15 protein-coding genes are annotated in these 19,566 nt (G+C 67.4%); 9 read left to right on the forward strand and 6 right to left on the reverse strand.

What is annotated here, in order from left to right; translation table 11 throughout:
• The first annotated feature begins 60 nt into the window (after nt 1-60).
• A complete protein-coding gene (locus N5C18_RS17930) occupies nt 61-2,703 on the forward strand; it encodes a PAS-domain containing protein (RefSeq protein WP_279945295.1) in 2,643 nt (880 codons plus the stop codon).
• A gap of 561 nt (nt 2,704-3,264) precedes the next feature.
• On the opposite strand, the gene N5C18_RS17935 is transcribed toward N5C18_RS17930, so the two are convergent.
• From N5C18_RS17935 to N5C18_RS17950, 4 genes are read right to left on the reverse strand one after another with little or no spacing between them, the layout of a single operon-like run.
• A complete protein-coding gene (locus tag N5C18_RS17935; protein WP_008268765.1) occupies nt 3,265-3,915 on the reverse strand; it encodes a response regulator transcription factor in 651 nt (216 codons plus the stop codon).
• Nucleotides 3,916-3,943: 28 nt separating this feature from the next.
• Nucleotides 3,944-4,999: an ABC transporter substrate-binding protein gene (locus N5C18_RS17940; protein WP_164087568.1), complete on the reverse strand. Its 1,056-nt coding sequence runs from the start codon at nt 4,997-4,999 to the stop codon at nt 3,944-3,946.
• Entirely contained in the window at nt 4,996-6,387 is a 1,392-nt protein-coding gene (locus N5C18_RS17945; protein ID WP_279945296.1) for a sensor histidine kinase, read from the reverse strand. Before N5C18_RS17945 ends, N5C18_RS17940 begins: the two co-directional genes overlap by 4 nt.
• The gene (locus N5C18_RS17950) at nt 6,380-7,069 is read right to left on the reverse strand and encodes a response regulator transcription factor (protein ID WP_053509575.1); all 690 of its coding nucleotides are present in this window, start codon (nt 7,067-7,069) and stop codon (nt 6,380-6,382) included. Before N5C18_RS17950 ends, N5C18_RS17945 begins: the two co-directional genes overlap by 8 nt.
• A gap of 232 nt (nt 7,070-7,301) precedes the next feature.
• On the opposite strand from N5C18_RS17950, the gene N5C18_RS17955 reads away from it, so the two are divergent.
• The 6 genes from N5C18_RS17955 to N5C18_RS17980 all read left to right on the forward strand — a co-directional run bounded on the left by N5C18_RS17955 (nt 7,302) and on the right by N5C18_RS17980 (nt 14,401).
• Nucleotides 7,302-8,438, forward strand: a complete 1,137-nt coding sequence (locus N5C18_RS17955; protein WP_008268165.1) for a porin — start codon at nt 7,302-7,304, stop codon at nt 8,436-8,438.
• A 75-nt stretch (nt 8,439-8,513) separates the two neighbouring features.
• Nucleotides 8,514-9,842 carry a CitMHS family transporter gene (locus tag N5C18_RS17960; protein WP_053509619.1) on the forward strand — a complete coding sequence of 443 codons (1,329 nt, stop codon included), beginning with the start codon at nt 8,514-8,516 and terminating at the stop codon, nt 9,840-9,842.
• A 24-nt stretch (nt 9,843-9,866) separates the two neighbouring features.
• On the forward strand, nt 9,867-10,607 hold the full coding sequence (gene phbB, locus N5C18_RS17965) for an acetoacetyl-CoA reductase (RefSeq protein WP_053509577.1): 741 nt from the start codon (nt 9,867-9,869) through the stop codon (nt 10,605-10,607).
• Between the two features lie 207 nt (nt 10,608-10,814).
• Nucleotides 10,815-11,435 carry a hypothetical protein gene (locus N5C18_RS17970; protein ID WP_230078921.1) on the forward strand — a complete coding sequence of 207 codons (621 nt, stop codon included), beginning with the start codon at nt 10,815-10,817 and terminating at the stop codon, nt 11,433-11,435.
• Entirely contained in the window at nt 11,410-11,952 is a 543-nt protein-coding gene (locus N5C18_RS17975; protein ID WP_053509579.1) for a hypothetical protein, read from the forward strand. Before N5C18_RS17970 ends, N5C18_RS17975 begins: the two co-directional genes overlap by 26 nt.
• 148 nt (nt 11,953-12,100) lie before the next feature.
• Entirely contained in the window at nt 12,101-14,401 is a 2,301-nt protein-coding gene (locus N5C18_RS17980; protein ID WP_279945297.1) for a TonB-dependent receptor, read from the forward strand.
• A 408-nt stretch (nt 14,402-14,809) separates the two neighbouring features.
• Here N5C18_RS17980 and N5C18_RS17985 read toward each other — a convergent pair whose 3' ends face one another.
• Nucleotides 14,810-16,063 (reverse strand): flavohemoglobin expression-modulating QEGLA motif protein, encoded by a 1,254-nt coding sequence (locus tag N5C18_RS17985; RefSeq protein WP_197607043.1) that lies wholly within the window; start codon nt 16,061-16,063, stop codon nt 14,810-14,812.
• A gap of 250 nt (nt 16,064-16,313) precedes the next feature.
• Nucleotides 16,314-17,414 (reverse strand): ribosome small subunit-dependent GTPase A, encoded by a 1,101-nt coding sequence (gene rsgA, locus N5C18_RS17990; RefSeq protein WP_279945298.1) that lies wholly within the window; start codon nt 17,412-17,414, stop codon nt 16,314-16,316.
• 122 nt (nt 17,415-17,536) lie between these two features.
• Here rsgA and N5C18_RS17995 point away from each other — a divergent pair, with 122 nt between their 5' ends.
• Together N5C18_RS17995 and N5C18_RS18000 are read left to right on the forward strand one after the other, a co-directional pair.
• The gene (locus tag N5C18_RS17995; protein WP_053450757.1) at nt 17,537-18,811 is read left to right on the forward strand and encodes a pyridoxal phosphate-dependent aminotransferase; all 1,275 of its coding nucleotides are present in this window, start codon (nt 17,537-17,539) and stop codon (nt 18,809-18,811) included.
• A gap of 3 nt (nt 18,812-18,814) precedes the next feature.
• Complete coding sequence (locus tag N5C18_RS18000) at nt 18,815-19,432, forward strand: SGNH/GDSL hydrolase family protein (RefSeq protein ID WP_279945299.1); 618 nt, start codon at nt 18,815-18,817, stop codon at nt 19,430-19,432.
• Nucleotides 19,433-19,566 lie beyond the last annotated feature (134 nt).

Below are 19,566 nucleotides of genomic sequence, written 5' to 3' on the forward strand. Positions count from 1 at the left end.
CCACGTCAGACCCCGGCGGGCGTGCACGCCACGCCCGCCGGCCCTGCGTAGACTGCCGCCATGTACTGGCTCAGCCGCCACCGGATGCTGTTGCTGACGATCCTGGTGATGGTCGGCGGTACCGTGCTGTGCGCGGTCGCCGCCGGCCACTACGCCTGGCGGCGCGCACTGGGCGAAGAAAGCAGCCAGGTGCAACGCCAGCTGCAGCTGTATGGCCAGGGCCTGCAGCAGCGCATCGACCGCTTCGGCACGCTGCCGCAGGTGCTGGCGCTTGATCCGGATCTGCTGCATGCCCTGCGTGTTGCGCCCTCGCCTGCCGAACGGCAGCGGCTGAACCTCAAGCTGCAGCGTGCCAACGAGGTCACCCGCGCCTCCACGCTGACCCTGGTCGGCCACGACGGCGTGGCCGTGGCCGCCAGCAACTGGGACCAGCCGACCACCAACGTCGGCGAGAACTACAGTTACCGCCCGTACTACCGCCTGGCGCTGGCCCAGGGCCGCGGCCGTTTCTACGGCATCGGCATGACCACCGGCGTACCCGGCTACTACCTGTCACAGGCCATCGAGGAAGACGGCAAGCGGCTGGGCGTGGTGGTGATCAAGGTCGAGCTGTCGGCGCTGGAGCAGGAATGGCTGAGCAGCCCGGACGTGGTGCTGGCCAGCGATGACCACGACGTGGTGTTCCTGGCCAACCGGGACAACTGGCGCTACCGCCTGCTGCGCCCCTTGGGCGCTGATGAACGCCGCGAAATGCTCGACGCCCGGCAGTACGCCGACCGTGCCCTGCAGCCGCTGCGCGCACGCACCGAGGACGTGCTGGCCGACGGTGGGCGCATGGTGCGCCTGCTCGACCCTGCGTTGGTACAACCGATGCTGTGGCAGAGCCTTGCACTGCCCGCCGAAGGCTGGAACCTGCACCTGCTGCACGACGCCAGCGCTGCCACCGCCGCCGGCCGTGCGGCGGCGCTGACTGGTGGTGCCGCGTGGCTCGCACTGGGCTTCCTGGTGCTGTTCGTGCAGCAGCGCCGGCGCCTGGCGAAGCACCGCCTGCGCAGCCGCCGTGAACTGGAAACCCTGCTCAAGCAGCACGCGCAGGAGCTGCGCACCGCGCAGGATGGCCTGCTGCAGGCTGCCACCGACGCCGACAGTGGCCTCAGCCGCAGCCTGGAACATCTGCCACAAGGCGTGGTGGTGATCGACCGCGAGCTGCGCCTGGTCGCGTGGAATTCGCGCTACCTCGAGCTGTTCCGGTTTCCGCTGGACCTGGTGCGCGTGGGCCGGCCCATCGAGGAGCTGTTCCGCTTCAACGCGCGTCGCGGCCTGCTTGGCCCGGGCCCGGTCGATGAGGCGATCGAGCGCCGCCTCAATCACCTGCGCAGTGGCCGCCCGCACATGCGCGAAAGCGAGAAGGACGACGGCACGGTGCTGGAGATCCGCGGCAATCCGCTGCCCGACGGCGGCTTCGTCACCAGCTATGCCGACATCACCAGCTACAAGAACGCCGCGCGCGAACTGCGCTCGCTGGCCGACGCACTCGAGCACCGCATCGCCGAGCGTACCCACGACCTGGACGAAGCACGCCGCGAAGCCGAGCAGGCCAACCGCTACAAGACGCGCTTCGTCGCCTCGGCGGTGCACGACCTGCTGCAGCCGCTCAATGCCGCGCGCATGTTCGTCTCGGTACTGCGCGGCAAGCTGAGCGATCCGGCACAGCAGCAGACCAGCGACCACATCGACGCCGCACTCGCGGCGCAGGACGCAATCCTCAACAGCCTGCTGGATATCGCGCGGCTGGAATCGGGCAGCCTGCCAACCCGCGTGCAGGCATTCCGGCTGGGCCCGCTGCTGCAGACACTGGCGCGTGAGTTCGGCATCGCCGCACAGTCGCGCGGGCTGGTGGTGGACTGGGTCGATACCGATGCGGTGGTGGTCAGCGATGAAGCGCTGCTGCGGCGCATCCTGCAGAACTTCCTGTCCAATGCGCTGCGCTACAGCGAACGCGGCCGCGTGCTGCTCGGTTGCCGGCGCCGCGACGGGCTGCTGTGGATCGAAGTACACGACCAGGGACCCGGCATTCCCGATGCGCTGCAGGGCGAGATCTTCGAGGAATTCCGCCGCCTGCACGACGGCCAGCAGCGCGGTGCCGGCCTTGGCCTGGCCATCGTCGACCGCATCGGCCGCCTGCTTGGCCATCCGATCCGGCTACGCTCGCACGTGGGCCAGGGCAGCGTGTTCGCGGTGGGTGTGCCGTTCGGCGACGCCAGCGCGATTCCCACCACGGCACCGGCGCCGGTGCTGGTGCAGGAACCGGCCGCGGACAATCCGCTGCGCGGGCGTCGGGTCTGGGTGATCGATGACGATCCTCACGTCTGCGCAGCCAGCCGCGCGTTGCTGGAACGCTGGGGCTGCGAGGTGGTGCTGGCCGACGGCCCGCAGGCGGCGCTGCAGTTGGCCAGTGCCACAACCGTGCCGGAACTGGTGTTGCTGGATGTGCGCATGGGCGATCACCACGGTCCGGTGCTGTACGAGACGTTGGCGGAGCAGTGGCAGGCACGCCCGCCGGTGGTGCTGGTGACCGCCGAGCGCGATGCGGGGTTGCGCGAGATGGCCGCCGAGCGCGGCTGGGGAATGATGGCCAAGCCGGTGAAACCGCCGGCGCTGCGGGCGCTGATGAGCCAGCTGCTGATCCGCCATCGCGGGTAGTTTCCAGCCAACGGCGTAGCCCCTCGTGGGTGGAGGCGTAATGCGGTTCATGGGTGAGGCCGGGTAGATGGGCTGCGCAGGGGACGCTGCAAGTACGTCCCTGTAAGCTCGGTCGCCGCATCCATGCGGCTCACGCCCCTGCGCAGCCCATCTACCCGGCCACGGACACGTTCCGTGCGCGTCCGCCCACGGAAAAGAAAATGAAGATCAAAAGCGGGTCGCGGCGCTGCGCTTGCTCGTGTAGAGCCGAGCCCATGCTCGGCTTGCGGACTGATCGGAAAGCAGCCGAGCGTGGGCTCGGCTCTACAAAAGGCGGCCTGCCAGGCTGCCTTTGCTTTTGATCTTCTTTTTCTTTTCCGTGGGTGCAGGCCACCGAAATCTGTCAGAGGCCGGTCGGGTTGGGTGCGCGGGGGTGTCAGCCGCATGGATGCGGCTGCCAAGCCTCCAGGGACGGATTCACGGCGTCCCCCGCGCACCCGACCCGACCGGCCCACTCGCGGCTTCTGCTTTCAGCGACCAACCCAAACACCACCCACGAGGGGCTGCGCCGTTGGCTGGAAACTACAGCCCGGCGCCGGCGTCGCCTTCCGGCTCCAGCGCCTTCACCAGCACCGCCGCCTGCGTGCGGCTATGGCATTCGAGTTTTTTCAGAATTGCGGTGACATGCACCTTCACCGTGTTCTCGGCCAGCCCCAGCGTGTAGGCGATCTGCTTGTTGAGCAGGCCATCGGCCAGGCACAGCAGCACGCGGAACTGCTGCGGGGTCAGCTGGGCCAGGCGGCTGGCCAGCAGCGCGTCGGCCTCGGAGCGCTCGGCGGCCATCGCCGGGAACCACAGGCCGCCGTCGAGCACGGCCTGCACCGCCTCGCCGATGGTCTCGGCCGGGGCCGACTTCGGGATGAAACCGGCCGCGCCGAACTGCTGCGCGCGGCGGATCACCCGCGGATGGTCATTGGACGAGAGGATCACCACCGGAATGTCCGGATGCGAGCCGCGTACGTGCAGCAGCGCGGAGAAACCGTGTGCGCCGGGCATGGTCAGGTCGAGCAGCACCAGGTCCACATCCGGGTGCGCGTCGAGGGCTTCGGCCAGGGCCTCGGCGCTGGCCACCTCGCGTACCTGTGCCAGCGGCAGGCTCTGCCGCAATGACTGCACCACCGCCGAACGCAGCAGCGGGTGGTCGTCGGCGATCAGGATGGTGTATTCGCTCATGCCGCCATTGTACGGGCAGGCCGCCGCGTCAGCGCCCTGCCGGCTCTACGCTGCTGCGCCACGCGTCGAGGAACTGGCGGCGCTTGAGCGCATCCAGGTACACCAGCAGGCCCGGGCCGAGCTGGATCGGACGGCGGCTGCGGCCCGGCGCGTCATCGCTGCGCGCATTGCCGGTCACGATCGGCATCAGCCGCGCCTCGCGCGACAGTACCTGCTGGCCGCGCGGCGACAGCAGGTAGTCGAGGAAGCGCCGCGCTTCTTCAGGGTGCGGGCCGGTGCGCGGAATCACCGCGGTACGCAGCACCACCAGCGTGTAGTCCTCGGGTTCGACGATGGCCAGCGGCGCGCCTGCATCGATGCGCGCCTGTGCGTAGGAACCGAGCACGTTGTAGACCAGCGACAGCTGGCCGCTGGCCACCTTGTCCAGCAGCACGCCGGTGCGCTCCTCACGCACCACGTCGTTGTCGCCCAGTGCCCCCAGCAGCGCACCGGCAATGCTGCCACGCTGCGCATCCTGGGTGGCCAACAGGTATCCCACGCTGCTGCGCTCGATGTCATAGGTGCCGACCTTGCCGCGCAGCGGCGCACCTTCGGCACGCAGCCGGTCCAGCAGCTGGCGGCGCGTATGCGGCACCTTCGCGGCCGGCAGCGTGCGCGTGTTGTAGACCATCACCACCGGTTCGTAGCTGATCCCGAACGCCTCGTTGCGCCACTGCGCCCACGTCGGAAGCGCAGCGGTCTGCGCCGAGCGGTGCGGCAGCGCATGGCCATCGTTGACCAGCTTGGTCTGCAGGTCCATGCCGCTGGAAATCAGCAGGTCCGGCGACGCTGGCCCGGCACGGTCGTGCAGGTAACGCGCGTACAGGTCCTGGGTGATGATGTCCTCGTACACCACCTCGGTGCCGGGATGCAGGCGCTGGTAATCGGCGATGACCACCGCGAACACTTCGATGTCGGTGGTGCCGTGGATGCGCAGCTGAGCGGTGGCATTTCCCTGCGCAGGGAAACGACGCACGTCGCCCGGCGCGGCCAGCACCGGCAGGGCCAGCAGCAGGGCGATGGCCGTGGCGAACAGACGGATCATGAGCTGCTCCGGGGCAGGCGGATGGTGGCGACCAGCCCACCCTGCGGGCGGTTGCTGAGGTCGATGCGGCCACCGTGGCTGTCGACCACCCGCTTGACGATGGCCAGGCCAAGCCCGGCACCGCCGGACGGCGCACCTTCGCCGCGCGCGAAGCGCTCGAACACGCGTTCGGCATCGGCGGGCGCGATGCCTGCGCCGTGATCGGCAATGGTCAGCACGGCCTGCCCACCCTCCACGGTCAACGCAATCTGCAATGAACCGTCGCCGCCGTACTTCAGCGCGTTGTCGACCAGGTTCTTGATCGCCTCGCGCAGCAGCAGTGCGTCGCCGTGCACCTGCACCGGCTCGGCGGTCATCGCCAGCTGCACCCGCGGTGCCGGGCCCGCCTGCGGCAGGGCTTCATGCAGGGCCTGGTGCACGGTTTCGGCCAGGTCCACCGACGCAAAACGCTGCAGGTGCGAACGATGGATCACGCTGGCATCGCTGAGCAGCTGGTTGAGCAGGCGGCTCATATGGGTGGCATTGCGCTCGATCGCCTGCAGACTGCGCCGCATGTCTTCCGGGTCGTCGTCGTCCAGCGCAAGCTGTGCCTGCGCACGCAGGGCGGCCAGCGGCGTGCGCATCTGGTGCGCGGCCTCGGCCATGAACGCTCGCAGGGTCTCGTTGCTGCTGGACAAGCGTTCCATGAAGCGGTTCAACGCGGCCACCATCTGGTCCATCTCGCGCGGCACGCGTGCGTCCAATGGCTTCAGGTCGGAGGGCTCGCGACGCGACAGCTCGCGCTCCACCCGCACCAGTGGGCGGAACGCCCGATGCACGCCGAAGGCCACCAGCGCCAGCAGCAGCCCGGACAGCACGCCGATTGCCAGCAGCGCGCGATTGACCATGTCCTGTGCGACCGCTTCGCGCGCACGCCGGGTCTGGCCCACCTGCACCTGCACCTCGCCCTGCGCCGAGGCGGCGGCGAAGCTGCGCCCAACCACCACGAAACGCACGGTCTCGCCGCTGTAGGGAGCATCGAACAGCTGCGGCTGCGTGCCGGGCCGGCGCGGCGGCGCCGGCAGGTCGCCGTAGCCGGTGATCAGGTTGCCGCGGCTGTCGGCCACACGATAGAAGACGCGGTCTTCCGGTGCCATCGCCAGCAGGTCCAGCGCGGCATACGGCAGATCGACCTGCCATTGGCCATCAACAAGTGCAACCGAATCGGCGATGGACAGCGCCGAGGACACCAGCAGGTGGTCGTAGGACCGATTGGCGGCGCGCTGGCCGTAATCGCGCGCAGCGAACAGCAGCGCCACCGCGAACACCGCCAGCAATGCACCGAGGTACAGCAGCAGCGTGCGCCGCAGCGACCCCGGTGCGGCATTCGCTGTGCGCGCGTCAACCATCGCCGTCGGCGCTGCCGTCACTGGCTTCCAGCAGATAGCCGACGCCGCGCACCGTGGTGATGCGCAGCGGGGCGCCAGCCAGCTTCTTTCTCAGGCGCCCGACGTACAGCTCGATGGCATTGGGACCGGCCTCATCGTCGAAACCGAACAGCCCATTGCCGATCTCGTCCTTGCCGACCACCTGGCCAAGGCGACCGACCAGGATCTCCAGCAAGCGGTATTCGCGGTTCGGCAGCTCGATCGGCTCGCCGTCGAGGCTGACCCGGTGCGCGGCGTTATCGAACTGGAAACCGCCAATCTGCACCACTTCACTGGCCTGGCCCCGCGCGCGTCGCAGCAGCACGCGGCAACGCGCTTCGAACTCGCGGAAATCGAACGGCTTTCCCAGGTAGTCGTCGGCACCCACATCCAGCGCCTGCACGCGGTCTTCGATGCCATCGCGCGCGGTCAGCATCAGCACTGGCGTGCTGTCGCCGCGCTCGCGCATGCCGGCCAGCACGCGCAGGCCATCCAGCTTGGGCAGGCCGATATCCAGCACCACCAGGTCGAAACTCTGGTAGCGCAGCACGCTGGCCGCGGCCAGCCCGTCGGCCTGCCAGTCCACGGCGTGGCCGCTACGGCGCATGCGACGGATGATCGCATCGGCCAGATCCGGGTTGTCTTCGACCAGCAGCAGGCGCATGGGCACATGGGTGGGAGGGGAAACGAATGCTACCGCATGGCGCAGGATGCACCCGCCACGCCCCGACTGGTGACCATTTACGCTGCACCGCACAAACCGTTGACAGGACGATGACAGCTACGGCGACCCAGACTGCGGCCGCGCACCGTCCGGTGCCCACGATTGCCGCGCGCCCGGCGCGCACCTGGGAGGGTTTGTGGAATTCACGTTTGCCTGGCGGCGTCCTGCCGCCATGATGGCTCTGGCTGCCCTGTCGGCGCCAGCCTTTGCCGAAGACGACCGTCCGGTCACCGCCACCCTCGGTGGCCGCCTGCACCTGGACTTCGCCACCTTCGACAACGACAACCGCGGTACGCCGAACAAGGACGACACCGAGATCCGCCGCGCCTGGGTCGATGTGTCCGGCAAGTTCTTCGTGGTCGACTACAAGCTGGAAGCCGACTTCTCCGGCGACCGTGTCGAGGCCAAGGACGTGTACCTGGCACGCAGCTTTGGCAAGGCCGGCAAGCTGACCGTCGGCCAGTTCAAGCAGTACTTCTCGCTGGATGACCGCACCAGTTCCAACTACGGCAGCTTCCTGGAGCGCGGCAACGCCGGCACCACGCTGGCACCGCTGTACCGCCTGGGCGCGTCGTGGCAGGCCAATCCGGGTGATTTCACCTGGGCCGCCAGTGTCTACAGCCTGGAAAGCATCGATGCCTGGCAGGTGAAGGGCCGCGCCGCCGGTGGCCGGGTCACCTGGGCGCCCTCGCCCCGCGACGGTGACGTGCTGCACCTGGGTCTGTCGCTGGCCCGCGAAGCCTATGACAACCCGGGTGCCAACGGCGTTCCGGGCCTGAAGATCCGCCCGCGCCCGGCTGGCCATCTGTCCGACGAGAGCCGCCTGACCCTGGTCGACTTCTCCGCCGGCCGCGATACCGACGTCAACAAGTGGTCGCTGGAATACGCGCAGGTGCGCGGCCCGCTGTCGTGGCAGGGCGAGTTCAGCGGCGCCACCTTCGATGACGGTGCGCAGCGCGGCGATGTGATGGCCGCCTACGGCATGCTCAGCTGGTTCGTCACCGGCGAAAGCCGCGCCTACGACCGCAAGACCGGCCGCTTCGCGCGGGTCAAGGATATCCGCCACAAGGCCGGTGCCTTCGAGGTGGCGCTGCGCTACGACCAGATGTGGGGCGCGCAGCACCTCGATGGTGCGCCCGACCTGCGCCGTGGCAGCACCGAAGCGTGGACGCTGGGCGGCAACTGGTACCTGCGCGACAACCTGCGCTTCATGCTCAACGTGATCGAAAGCCGCAACCGCGACCGCCTGGCCGGGGTCACGGTGGACCGCACGCGCGCGGTCACCGGCCGCCTGCAGTACGACTTCTAAGCCCGGATTCCCGGGCATGCCGCCCGGGCCGCTTCCACTCCCCCACATCCTGTTTTCGCAAGGAGTCCGCAGATGATGCTGAGCATCCTCGGCTTTGGCATGGTCATTACGTTCATGTACTTGATCATGAGCAAACGACTGTCGCCGCTGGTCGCCCTGATCACCATCCCGATCATCTTCGCCCTGCTGGGCGGCTTCGGCGCCGACATCGACGAAATGATGCTGGAAGGCATCAAGAAGATCGCGCCGACCGGCGTGATGCTGATGTTCGCCATCCTCTATTTCGGGGTGATGATCGATGCCGGCCTGTTCGATCCGCTGGTGCGGGTGATCCTGCGCTTCGTCAAGGGCGATCCGATGAAGATCGTGCTCGGCACCGCGGTGCTGGCGATGCTGATCTCGCTCGATGGTGATGGCTCGACCACCTACATGATCACCGTCTCGGCGATGCTGCCGCTGTACCAGCGGCTGGGCATGAACGCGCTGAACATGACCTGCGTGACCATCCTCGCCGGCGGCGTGATGAACCTGACCCCGTGGGGCGGCCCCACCGCACGCGCGGCCACTGCGCTGCACGTGGACCCGGCCGATGTGTTCGTGCCGCTGATCCCGTCGATGGTGATCGCCTGCGCCGGCGTGCTGCTGCTGGCCTGGTACCTGGGACTGAAGGAACGCCGTCGCCTCGGCGTGGTGACCCTGCCCAAGGGCGGCAGCTGGATGGACAACAGCGTGTCCGACGACAGCAACCCGCTGCCGACCGTGGAAGACGCCGAAGACATCAAGCGCCCGAAGCTGCTGTGGGTGAACCTGGCGTTGACCGTGGCGCTGATGACCGCACTGATCATCGGCGTACTGCCGATGCCCGTACTGTTCATGGTCGGCTTCGCCATCGCGCTGGTGATCAACTACCCGAACCTGGCCGAACAGCGCCGTCGCGTGGTCAACCACGCCGGCAACGTGCTGTCGGTGGTGTCGCTGATCTTCGCCGCTGGCATCTTCACCGGCATCCTCAACAACACCGGCATGGTCGAAGCGATGTCGCACAGCTTCCTGGCGGTGATTCCGGAGTCGTGGGGGCCGTACCTGGCGGTGATCACCGCGGTGGCGTCGATGCCGTTCACCTTCTTCATGTCCAACGACGCGTTCTACTTCGGCGTGCTGCCGATCCTGTCCGAGGCCGCCGGCAACTACGGCATCACCCCGGTGGAAATGGCGCGCGCGTCTCTGGCTGGCCAGCCGGTGCATCTGCTCAGCCCGCTGGTACCGTCCACCTACCTGCTGGTGGGCCTGGCCAAGGTCGAGTTCGCCGACCACCAGAAGTTCACCCTGAAGTGGGCCATCGCCATCTCGATGCTGCTGATGGTCGGCAGCCTGCTGTTCGGCCTGTATCCGCTCGCGGCCTGACCTCTTACCAAGGAGCCTTCTGCAATGACGCTTCGAATCGCTTACGTCACCAGCGGCATGGGCAGTGTCGGTACTGCCATCTGCCAGAGCCTGGCCCGCAGCGGCCACACCGTGGTCGCCGGTTGCGCGCCGAATTCGCCGCGCAAGGCCAACTGGCTGCGCGAACAGCGCGAACAGGGTTTCGATTTCATCGCCTCTGAAGGCAACGCTACCGACTGGGCCTCGACCAGCGCGGCGTTCGCCAAGGTGCGCGCCGAAGTCGGTGAAGTGGACGTGCTGGTCAACAACTCCGGCGGCAGCCGCGACCTGCTGTTCCGGCAGATGACGGTGGAAGACTGGAACGCGGTGATCGCCTCCAACCTCAATTCACTGTTCAACCTGACCAAGCAGGTGGTCGACGGCATGGCCACGCGTGGCTGGGGCCGCATCATCAACATCGGCTCGGTGAGTGCGCACAAGGGCCAGATCGGGCAGGTGAACTACGCAACGGCGAAGGCGGCGATGCATGGCTTCAGCCGTGCACTGGCCGCCGAAGTGGCCTCGCGCGGGGTCACCGTCAATACGCTGTCGCCGGGCTACATCGCCAGCCAGGCGATCAGCAGCTTCCCACCGGATGTACTGGACCGGCTGGCCGCCTCGGTGCCGGTGCGCCGCCTTGGCCGCCCCGAGGAAGTGGCGGGCCTGGTGGCCTGGCTGGCCTCGGACGAGGCTTCGTACGTGACCGGCGCGGATTACCCGGTCAATGGCGGCCTGTACATGGGTTGAGCCCGCTTCCACGCACCGCGTGGACTGCCTCCCCCACGGAGTGCGCGGGGCCGGTGAACCTTCGCGTGCGAGGGGGATCCGGCCCCATTTTGCCTCTGCAATTCTGAGACGCACTGCCCGATACATCGGCAGAACCGATGCTATACCTGCCAACGCTCACTGAGCCTGATGGACCAACGGCTGGAATCGCGGATCAAGGAGGTTGGCATGCGTGCATTGCTGATTGCGCTTCTTGTGGTCGCCACTACGCTGCTGACGACACAGGCCCGGGCGGAGCCCCCGCCGATGCGGGTGATCACGGGTCTGGGCTGCCCCGACTGGCTGATACCAGGTGCCCCCACTCTCGATGCACAGATCACCGGGCATCCGGAGTGGACCTTTTCCTGGGCGCCCGCGTCCTATACCAATCGCGATCCCATCCGGATCTACATCCAGTCCTTCGACTGCGATTCCTCCGACATTGCCGGCTATTATTTCCGGATCGCAGCCATTGCCCATGAAGTCGGGCACGCACTGTACTTCGACGGCATCGCCTTGAGTACCCGAAGTGCGTTCATCCAGCACTTCTGCACCATGGAGGGGAAAGCGGTACTCAACAACCTCACCGCGCGCAGCGAGCTTCTGGTAACCAGCCTGGGGTACTACGACATCGGTGTGGCGGCGTCCAACGGCCCCAGCCTCATCGCACGGGCCGATGCTGGCGGTGAAGAACTGGACCGGCAGGTGGGAAAGCTGTTCTGCGACAACAACGTAACTTCAACCACCGGCGAGAACTACAACGACTTCTACGGCAGGATCTACGATGAAGCGATCGCAGCCCGTCCCTGAACTTCTTCTGCTCCTGAGCCTGTTGATTGCCGGTTCTGCGACAGCAGCCACGCCCGCCGCCAGTGCAGAGGAGGCGGACGCAACATGGCGGCTCGTGGAGCGCTGGTCCTCGCAGCTGGCGCGCTCTGACCTTGTCGTGCAGCTATCACCACTGGCTCCGGCCAACTCGCGTTCGGAAGCAAGAATCGGCCGGGGCGACAGCGCAACCATCGATCTGGCGCCATTCGTGGTCGCCGGGAGGATCAAGGGGCCTTCTGGCCAGATCCATACCGATGCCTCCGGGCGAATCATCAAAGGCGTGACGCTCTCGCTGGGCGGCGCCTGCATCTCGCGAAAGCAGATGGGTCGCCGCTTCCCCAACTTCAGTGTTCTATCCGTTCCATCAGGACATAGCCTGGACGAGTCGACGGTGTTCGGCACCGTGATGAGCGGAATCCAGATCGGATTCTCATTCTCCGAACATGACCGTGACTGCATGACCCAGCTCAGGTTCAGCTGGCCCGGCGAGCGCTTCTGATCCCGCCTTGTCGAAGGTAGTGCTGGACACGCATCACGCGCGTGCACCGTTCGTTGGCTTTTCGTAAAGAAGGTTTCATGTTCCGTTCGCATAGTGGCCATGCACCGCGCATGCATGCCGGTGACCACCCCCAATGCAACGGACCACCATGCAGACCCGACACCTGACGATCGCCGTGGCGATCGCGCTTTCCGCCGCCAGCGCCCATGCCGCCACCGTGGCCGATGCCGGCGCCAATGCCAGCACCGATGCCGCACTGAGCGCGCAGACGCTGGATACCGTCTCCGTGATCGGCCAGGGCGAGACCCGCCAGGTGCAGCGCATCACCGCGGTCGACAAGCAGGTGCTGCCGCCGGGTACCAGCGGCCAGAAGATCCTCGACCGCCTGCCCGGCGTGTCGGTGCAGTCCAACGATGCCTTCGGTGCCAACGAAGAATCGCAGACGATCAGCCTGCGTGGCTTCGACAAGAGCCGCCTCGGCTACACGCTGGACGGCATCCCGCTGGGCGACAACAGCTACGGCAACTACAACGGCCTGAGCATCGCCCGCGCGATCATCGCCGAGAACCTGGCCGGCGCCGAACTGTCGCAGGGCATCGGTTCGCTGGGCGTAGCCTCGACCAGCAACCTGGGTGGCACCATCCAGTACTTCTCGATGGATCCGTCCACCGAGTTCGGCGGCCGCGCCAGCGTCACCGTGGGTGACAACAACCAGCGCCGTGGTTACCTGCGCGTGGATACCGGCGACATCAACGGCTTCTCGGCCTACGTGTCCGGCGTGCACCAGGACCAGGACATGTGGGCCGCGCCGCACCAGAACCAGACCACGCGCCAGTTCAACGCCAAGGCGGTCTGGAATGTCGGCGACCACCGCTTCGGTGCGTTCGTGGCGACCTCGCGTGCCAGCCAGGCCAACTACGCCTACCTGTCCAAGGACATGCTGGCCCGCGGCCTGGGCTATGACTGGAACATCTACGCGCCGGACTGGGATCGCGCCGTGGCCGCCGCGTATTGCGCGCCCGGTACCTTCAATGCTTCGAAGTGCAAATTCAGCGGCAATGTCCGCAGCATCGACGACGCCTACTATCAGAGCCGTGCGCTGCGTGACGACAACCTGTACTCGGTGGATGCCGACCTGCGCCTGGGCGAGCAGGGCCGCCTGAAGCTGCTGGCCTACCATCATGACAACCGTGGCCAGGGCCACTGGTGGGCGCCGGGCCAGCCGTCCTACCCGGGTACCGACAGGATGCTGCCGATCTCGATCCGCAGCACCAACTACACCATCAACCGCGATGGCCTCACCGCCGCGCTGTCGTGGACGGTGGGCATCCACGAGCTGGAAGCCGGCCTGTGGTTCGAGCAGAACGACCATAACGTCTCGCGCAACTTCTACTACATCAGCGGCCCGTTCCTGGACGACCTGTACCTGAAGAACCCGGACCGCCTGCTGTTCAACCAGGACTTCGACATCCGCACGCGCCAGTTCTACGTGCAGGACCGCATGCGCTTCCTGGACCAGCGCCTGACCGTGGACGTCGGCATCAAGAGCCCGAACACCCGCATGCGCGCCACCGCCAACCCGGGCGTGGAGACCAGCATCGCCTCGGGCACGCTGACCGCGAAGGAATCGGTGCTGCCGCAGGTCGGCCTGGGCTTCAAGCTCAACGCCAACAACGAGCTGTTCGCTTCGTACGCCGAGAACATCGCCGCCTTCGTCGGCGGTGGCAGCGGCGGCCCGCTGCAGGTCTCGCCGGAATCGTTCGCGGCCAGCGCCGGGCTGGAGCCGGAAAAGTCCAGGAGCCTGGAAGCCGGCTTCCGTACCTTCGGCGAGAAGTACCAGGCGTCCATCGCCGCCTACAACGTGAAGTTCGACAACCGCCTGCTGTCGCTGAACCCGTGCTCGAGCATCGAGGTGGGTACGCGTCCGGAGTGCGTGACGCGCTTCATCAACGTCGGCTCGGTGAAGAGCCACGGCGCGGAGCTGACCTTCATCCTCAAGCCGATCGACGGCCTGCAGTGGTACAACGCGCTGTCCTGGAACAAGACCACCTACGAGGATGACTACACCTCGGGCGGTGCGATCGTGCCAGTGGCCGGCAAGATCACCGTGGACACCCCGCAGCGCATGGCCTCCAGTGAAATCAGCTGGAACCGTGATGGCTTCTTCGCCAGCCTGCGCGCCAAGTACACCGGCAAGCGCTACTACACCTACACCAATGACCAGTCGGTGCCGGGCGTGACCACCTTCGACGCCGGTGCAGGCTACGACTTCGGCCCGGGCTTCGGCCTGCGCAACGTGCGGGTGTCGTTGAACGCGACCAACCTGACCAACAAGCGCTATGCCGGCCAGCTGAGCTCGTTCGCACCGACCGATCCGAACGGTACGCGTTATGCGATCCATGCAAGCGCGCCGCGTCAGGTGTTCATGACGGTGGCGGCGGAGTTCTAAGTCAGAAGCGGGCGCTGCGGCGCATCGAGTGTTCCTGCATGGCGCGGGCAGGCAGGCCCATGCAGGACACGCCGTAAACCCATCCCTGGGGGCTCGATGGCGCCATCCATGGCGCCAACGGTCCTGCATGGGCCTGCCTACCCGCGCTGGACGATTCCCTGCGCCGGCGCGAAGGCAATGAAAAGCAAGAGCAAAAAGCAAAGAGCAATCCCTTCGGCGCGGTGATGTGCTGCCGCCCGCGCGGGAAACTGTCTGGCGGCGGTGGGGCACCCTGGCCAGGACCGTGAGGCGCATGGATGCGCCGATCGAGCCCCCATGGATGGGTTTACGGCGTGTCCTGGCCAGGGTGTCCCAGCGCCGCCCAGCGATATCAATCGAGGCGCCAGCGCATCAACCCGCCAACGCATTTCATTCCGGCGCCAGCTGGTCCATCCGTATCCGGTTGGCGAACAACGAGAACGCCAGCATGCCGGCCAGCCCATTCGCCCGGCTCACCCAGTGCGGCAGCCAGCGCGGTGGCTTCAGCACCCCACTCTCGAACAGCGGCGCAAACGCAATCGCATCGGTCAGGCTCATCTTGCCAGCGAACAACCAGCGGCAGACCTGCAGCCGGTCTTCGGCCAGCATATGGCGGAAGAAGGTGTGCACCGACACCAGGCCACGCAGGTACACCGTGTCCTTGGTGAAGGCCAGGCCACCGCTGGGCGGTACGCCGCGGAACACGCGTTGCGCCGAGGCGAAACTTTCTTCGGTGTTCTGCCCGGCATCGCAGAAATAGCGGAACACCTCGATGAAATCGGCGCCTTCGCGCGCCATCGCAATCGCTTCGGTACGCAGGCTGATGCGTTTCAGGCGCTCGATGTCGATGCTGCCGGTGATCTGTTCGGCGAACGTCGCCAACCCTTCCTGGGTCGCGGTCACCCGCGGCGACGACAGCGCCAGGCTCGGCAGCACCGGCTGTTCGCGGCCATTCAACGCGGTCAGCGAATGCACCAGTGCTTCATGGTGGAACAGCTGCGCGCGGTCGTAGGCGCTGAAACGCGCACTGGTGCGCAGGCGGATGCGGGTCGGGCCGGCAGCCGCCTTGGAGACCAGCTCCGGATCCAGCTGCACCTGGATGATGCGCGATTCGAAGAAGGCATCGAGGTCGTTCTGCAGCTGCAGTTGCAGGGCAATGGCCGACACCGGCACCTGCTCTTCCGGCGCCAGCAGTTCGTGGTCCAGTTCGGCGGCAATCTGGATGAAGTGCCGCGCCGCTTCGCGCGTGCTCGGGCCATTGCCCGGCAGCGGCTGCTCGGGCGCGCCGAACAGCTGCACCGAACAGGTATCGACGGCGGCGGTGCCCAGCCCCTCCAGCAGCTGCGCGGCCAGGTCCCAGCTCTGCGCCGACTGCCGCACGTAATGACCGAGTGGATGGCTGTCGTCGCAGTCGGCGGCGATCGCGGCCAGCGCGCGGCGCTCTTCGCTGAAATCCAACCGCGGATAGTCCACCTTCGGCAGCACCGGCTGGCCGCGCGCCACGCTGTCCAGGAACGGTGCCTGCACCGTTGCCGGCCAGCTGGTCAGCCCCAGCAGGCGGATGCCCCCCACGGCCTCGACCAGGCGCGCATCGAGCGCTGCATGGTGGGCCACGTCACGGTCCAGCGTCGCGGTCGGTTCCATGCGCGGACTATAGCGCTCTGCCCTTGCTTTGGGACGGGCGGAGGATCGGGTCGCTGCCAACCTTGATTGGCATCCGCCGCAGGCGGCTTCGGACACATCCGTGCCAACCAAGGTTGGCACCTACCAAGGGCTGGCAACGGCGGGCTTCGGACACATTCGTGCCAACCAAGGTTGGCACCTACCATGAGCAGGCAAAGGCGGGCTTCGGATCCATTCGTGCCAACCAAGGTTGGCACCTACCAGAAACGGCTCAACGCCGGCGTGGCTTGCCCGCCGGGCGGAACTGCTGGCCCTTGCCCTTCCTGCCGCCGCGCTCCTGCGCGGTCTCGGCCTGGCGCACCGCCAGCTTGGCGGCCGCGGCGGCCACTTCTTCCTTCAGCTTGAAGTAGTTCAGCAGCCGGCTCTCTTCGATCTCACCGGCGTCGATCGCTGCGCGCACGGCGCAGCCCGGCTCCTGCTGATGCTTGCAGTCGTTGAAGCGGCACTGTGCGGCAAGTGCTTCGATATCGGCGAAGCCGCCCTCGGACAGCGTTTCTTCGCCGGTCGGTTTCAACTCGCGCATGCCGGGGGTGTCGATCAGGCAGGCACCGGTCGGCAGCGGCATCAGCGCGCGATGGGTGGTGGTGTGGCGGCCACGCGAGTCGTTGGCGCGCACCGCATTGGTCTTCATCCGCTGCTCGCCAAGCAGGGTGTTGGTCAACGTGGATTTGCCGGCACCGGAAGAACCGACCAGCACCACCGTGCGGCCCGGGCCCAGCCAGGGCTGCAACACGGCGACGCTGTCGGCATCCAGGCCGTTGATCGCATGCAGCGCGATGCCCTGCATCTCCAGTTCTTCCAGCACCGCCAGTGCGTCTTCGCTGTATTCGGTCTGGTCGGCCTTGGTCAGCACCACCACCGGTTCGGCACCACCGCCGCCAACCAGCAGCAGGTAGCGTTCGATACGGCGCGGATTGAAGTCGGCGTCCAGGCCGCAGACGATGAACACCGTATCGATGTTGGCCGCGATCACCTGCTGGTGGTAATGCTCGCCGGCCGCACCGCGCTTGATCGCGGTCCGGCGCGGCAGCAGGGCGACGATCCGGATGCCATCAAGCAGCACCCAGTCGCCCACCGCCGGCCGCTCATGGCTGGGGAAGCGCGGGCGCTGCCATTCCGGCAGCGACTCGGCCTTGATCGATGCATCCGGGCCGTCGGCCACCACGTAATGGGTGCGGTGCTGTTCGATCACCCGCGCCGGGCGGGCCTGCGGATGGGCAGCCATCGCGGCCTGCCAGTCGGCCTGCTGCGCCGGGCCTGGCCAGGGCCAGCCGATGGTCTGCAGGGCGGTGAAATCGGGGGTATGGGTCATCGCCGCCATTCTAACCGGCCCGATGCCCTGCCAGCCCAGCAACGGCAGGCCCGCGCCCTTGCCATGCACTGCAGCAATTCCGGTAGGATGGAAACCCCATGCCATTTGACGGCCCAGCCCCCATGTCCACCCCCTCGCCCAAGCCCCTGGCCATCCGCGAGCGCCTTTCCGAAGTGCGCTACGAAATCCGCGGAGAACTGGCGCGGCGAGCCCGGGAGCTGGAGGCGCAGGGCCGCAAGCTGATCAAGCTCAACATCGGCAACCCCGGTGCCTTCGGCTTCCGTGCGCCCGAGCACCTGCAGCGCGCGATCGCCGACGACATGGGCCGCACCGACCCGTACACCCACCAGCAGGGCCTGCCGGTCGCACGCGAAGCTATCGCTGGCTATTACGCCCGCCGTGGCGCGCCCGATGCGCACCCGGACCGCGTCTTCCTCGGCAATGGCGTCAGCGAACTGATCGACCTCTCGCTGCGCGCCCTGCTCAACCCGGGCGACGAAGTGCTGGTGCCCTCGCCCGACTACCCGCTGTGGTCGGCCTCGACCATCCTCAACGATGGCCGCCCGGTGTACTACCGCTGCGCGCCGGAGAACGGCTTCCAGCCGGACCCGAGCGAGATCGAGACGCTGGTCTCTTCGCGCACCCGCGCCATCGTGCTGATCAACCCGAACAATCCCAGCGGCGCCAGCTATCCGCGTGAACTGCTGGAACGCGTGGTGGAGATCGCACGCCGCCACAACCTGCTGCTGCTGGTCGATGAGATCTACGACCAGATCCTGTACGACGACGCGGTGTTCCAGCCGGTCGCGCCGCTGGCCGGCGATCATCCGTGCCTGACCTTCAGCGGCCTGAGCAAGGTGCACCGCGCCTGCGGCTGGCGCGTGGGCTGGGCCCACCTCAGCGGCGACGATGCCCGGCTCGGCGACTTCCGGGCAGCACTGGACCTGCTGGGTGCGCTGCGCCTGTGCGCCAACGTGCCCGGCCAGTACGCCATCGAGGCCGCCGTGAACGGCCCGGACACCATTTCCGAACTGTGTACGCCCGGTGGCCGCCTGTATGAGACCCGGCGCGCGGTGATCGAGGCCTGCGAAGCCAGCGAGCACCTGTCGCTGGTCGCGCCGGCCGGTGCGCTGTATGCGTTCCCGGCCGTGGTCGGCGCCGCCGCCAAGGGCTTCGACGACCACAACTTCGCGCTGGACCTGATGAACAACGAAGGCGTGCTGGTGGTGCCGGGTTCCAGCTTCAACGTGCCCTACCGCCACCACTTCCGCGTGACCCTGATGCCGGAAGCCTCGGTGATGCGCGATGTGTTCGCCCGCATCGACCGCGTGCTGGCCCGACGTGCCGAGGACGCGACCAAGGTCGTGCCGCTGAAGCCGCGCCGTTCGGTGGCCTGAGCGGTGGCGCTGTCCTATCTGGCGCTGGGCGATTCGTACACCATCGGCGAAGCGGTTGCGGTTGAAGGCCGTTGGCCGCACCAGCTGGCCGCCGCGCTGCGTGCGCAGGGCGTGGACCTGGCCGATCCGCAGACCATCGCCACCACCGGCTGGACCACCGATGAACTGGACGCCGGTATCGACCTGGCCGCGCCACAGGGCCCGTTCGACTTCGTCAGCCTGCTGATCGGTGTCAACAACCAGTACCGCGGGCGCCCGCTGGACGAGTACCGTGCCCAGTTCGCGGCCCTGCTGCAGCGCGCGATCGGCTTTGCCGCCGGTCGCCCCGAGCGGGTGCTGGTGCTGTCCTTCCCGGATTGGGGCGCGACCCCGTTCGGCGCTGGCAGCGGCCGTGACCTGGCCGCGATCGAGATCGAGACCGACGAGTTCAACGCGGCCGCCGAGGTGATCAGCGCCCAGCACAACGTGGCCTTCGTCGATATCACCGACATCAGCCGCGCCCAGGGCGAGGACCCGGCGATGATCGCCGAGGATGGCCTGCATCCCTCGGCGCGGATGTACGCGCTGTGGAGCGAACTGGCGCTGCCGGTGGCCGCGCACCTGCTCGGCCGCGCCGACTGACATCCCCCAGCGGGGCGGCCCGGGCCAGGATCAGGGCCAGCTGCGACAGCCTGGACCTGGCGGCCCCGGCCGCGCGTGGGGCGATGCGACGCAATGTTCCTGCCCTGCTCATCCCCCGCGATGCCGCCGGGGGT

This window comes from Stenotrophomonas sp. GD03930 (assembly GCF_029839665.1).
In the GTDB taxonomy this organism is placed as follows: domain Bacteria; phylum Pseudomonadota; class Gammaproteobacteria; order Xanthomonadales; family Xanthomonadaceae; genus Stenotrophomonas; species Stenotrophomonas forensis.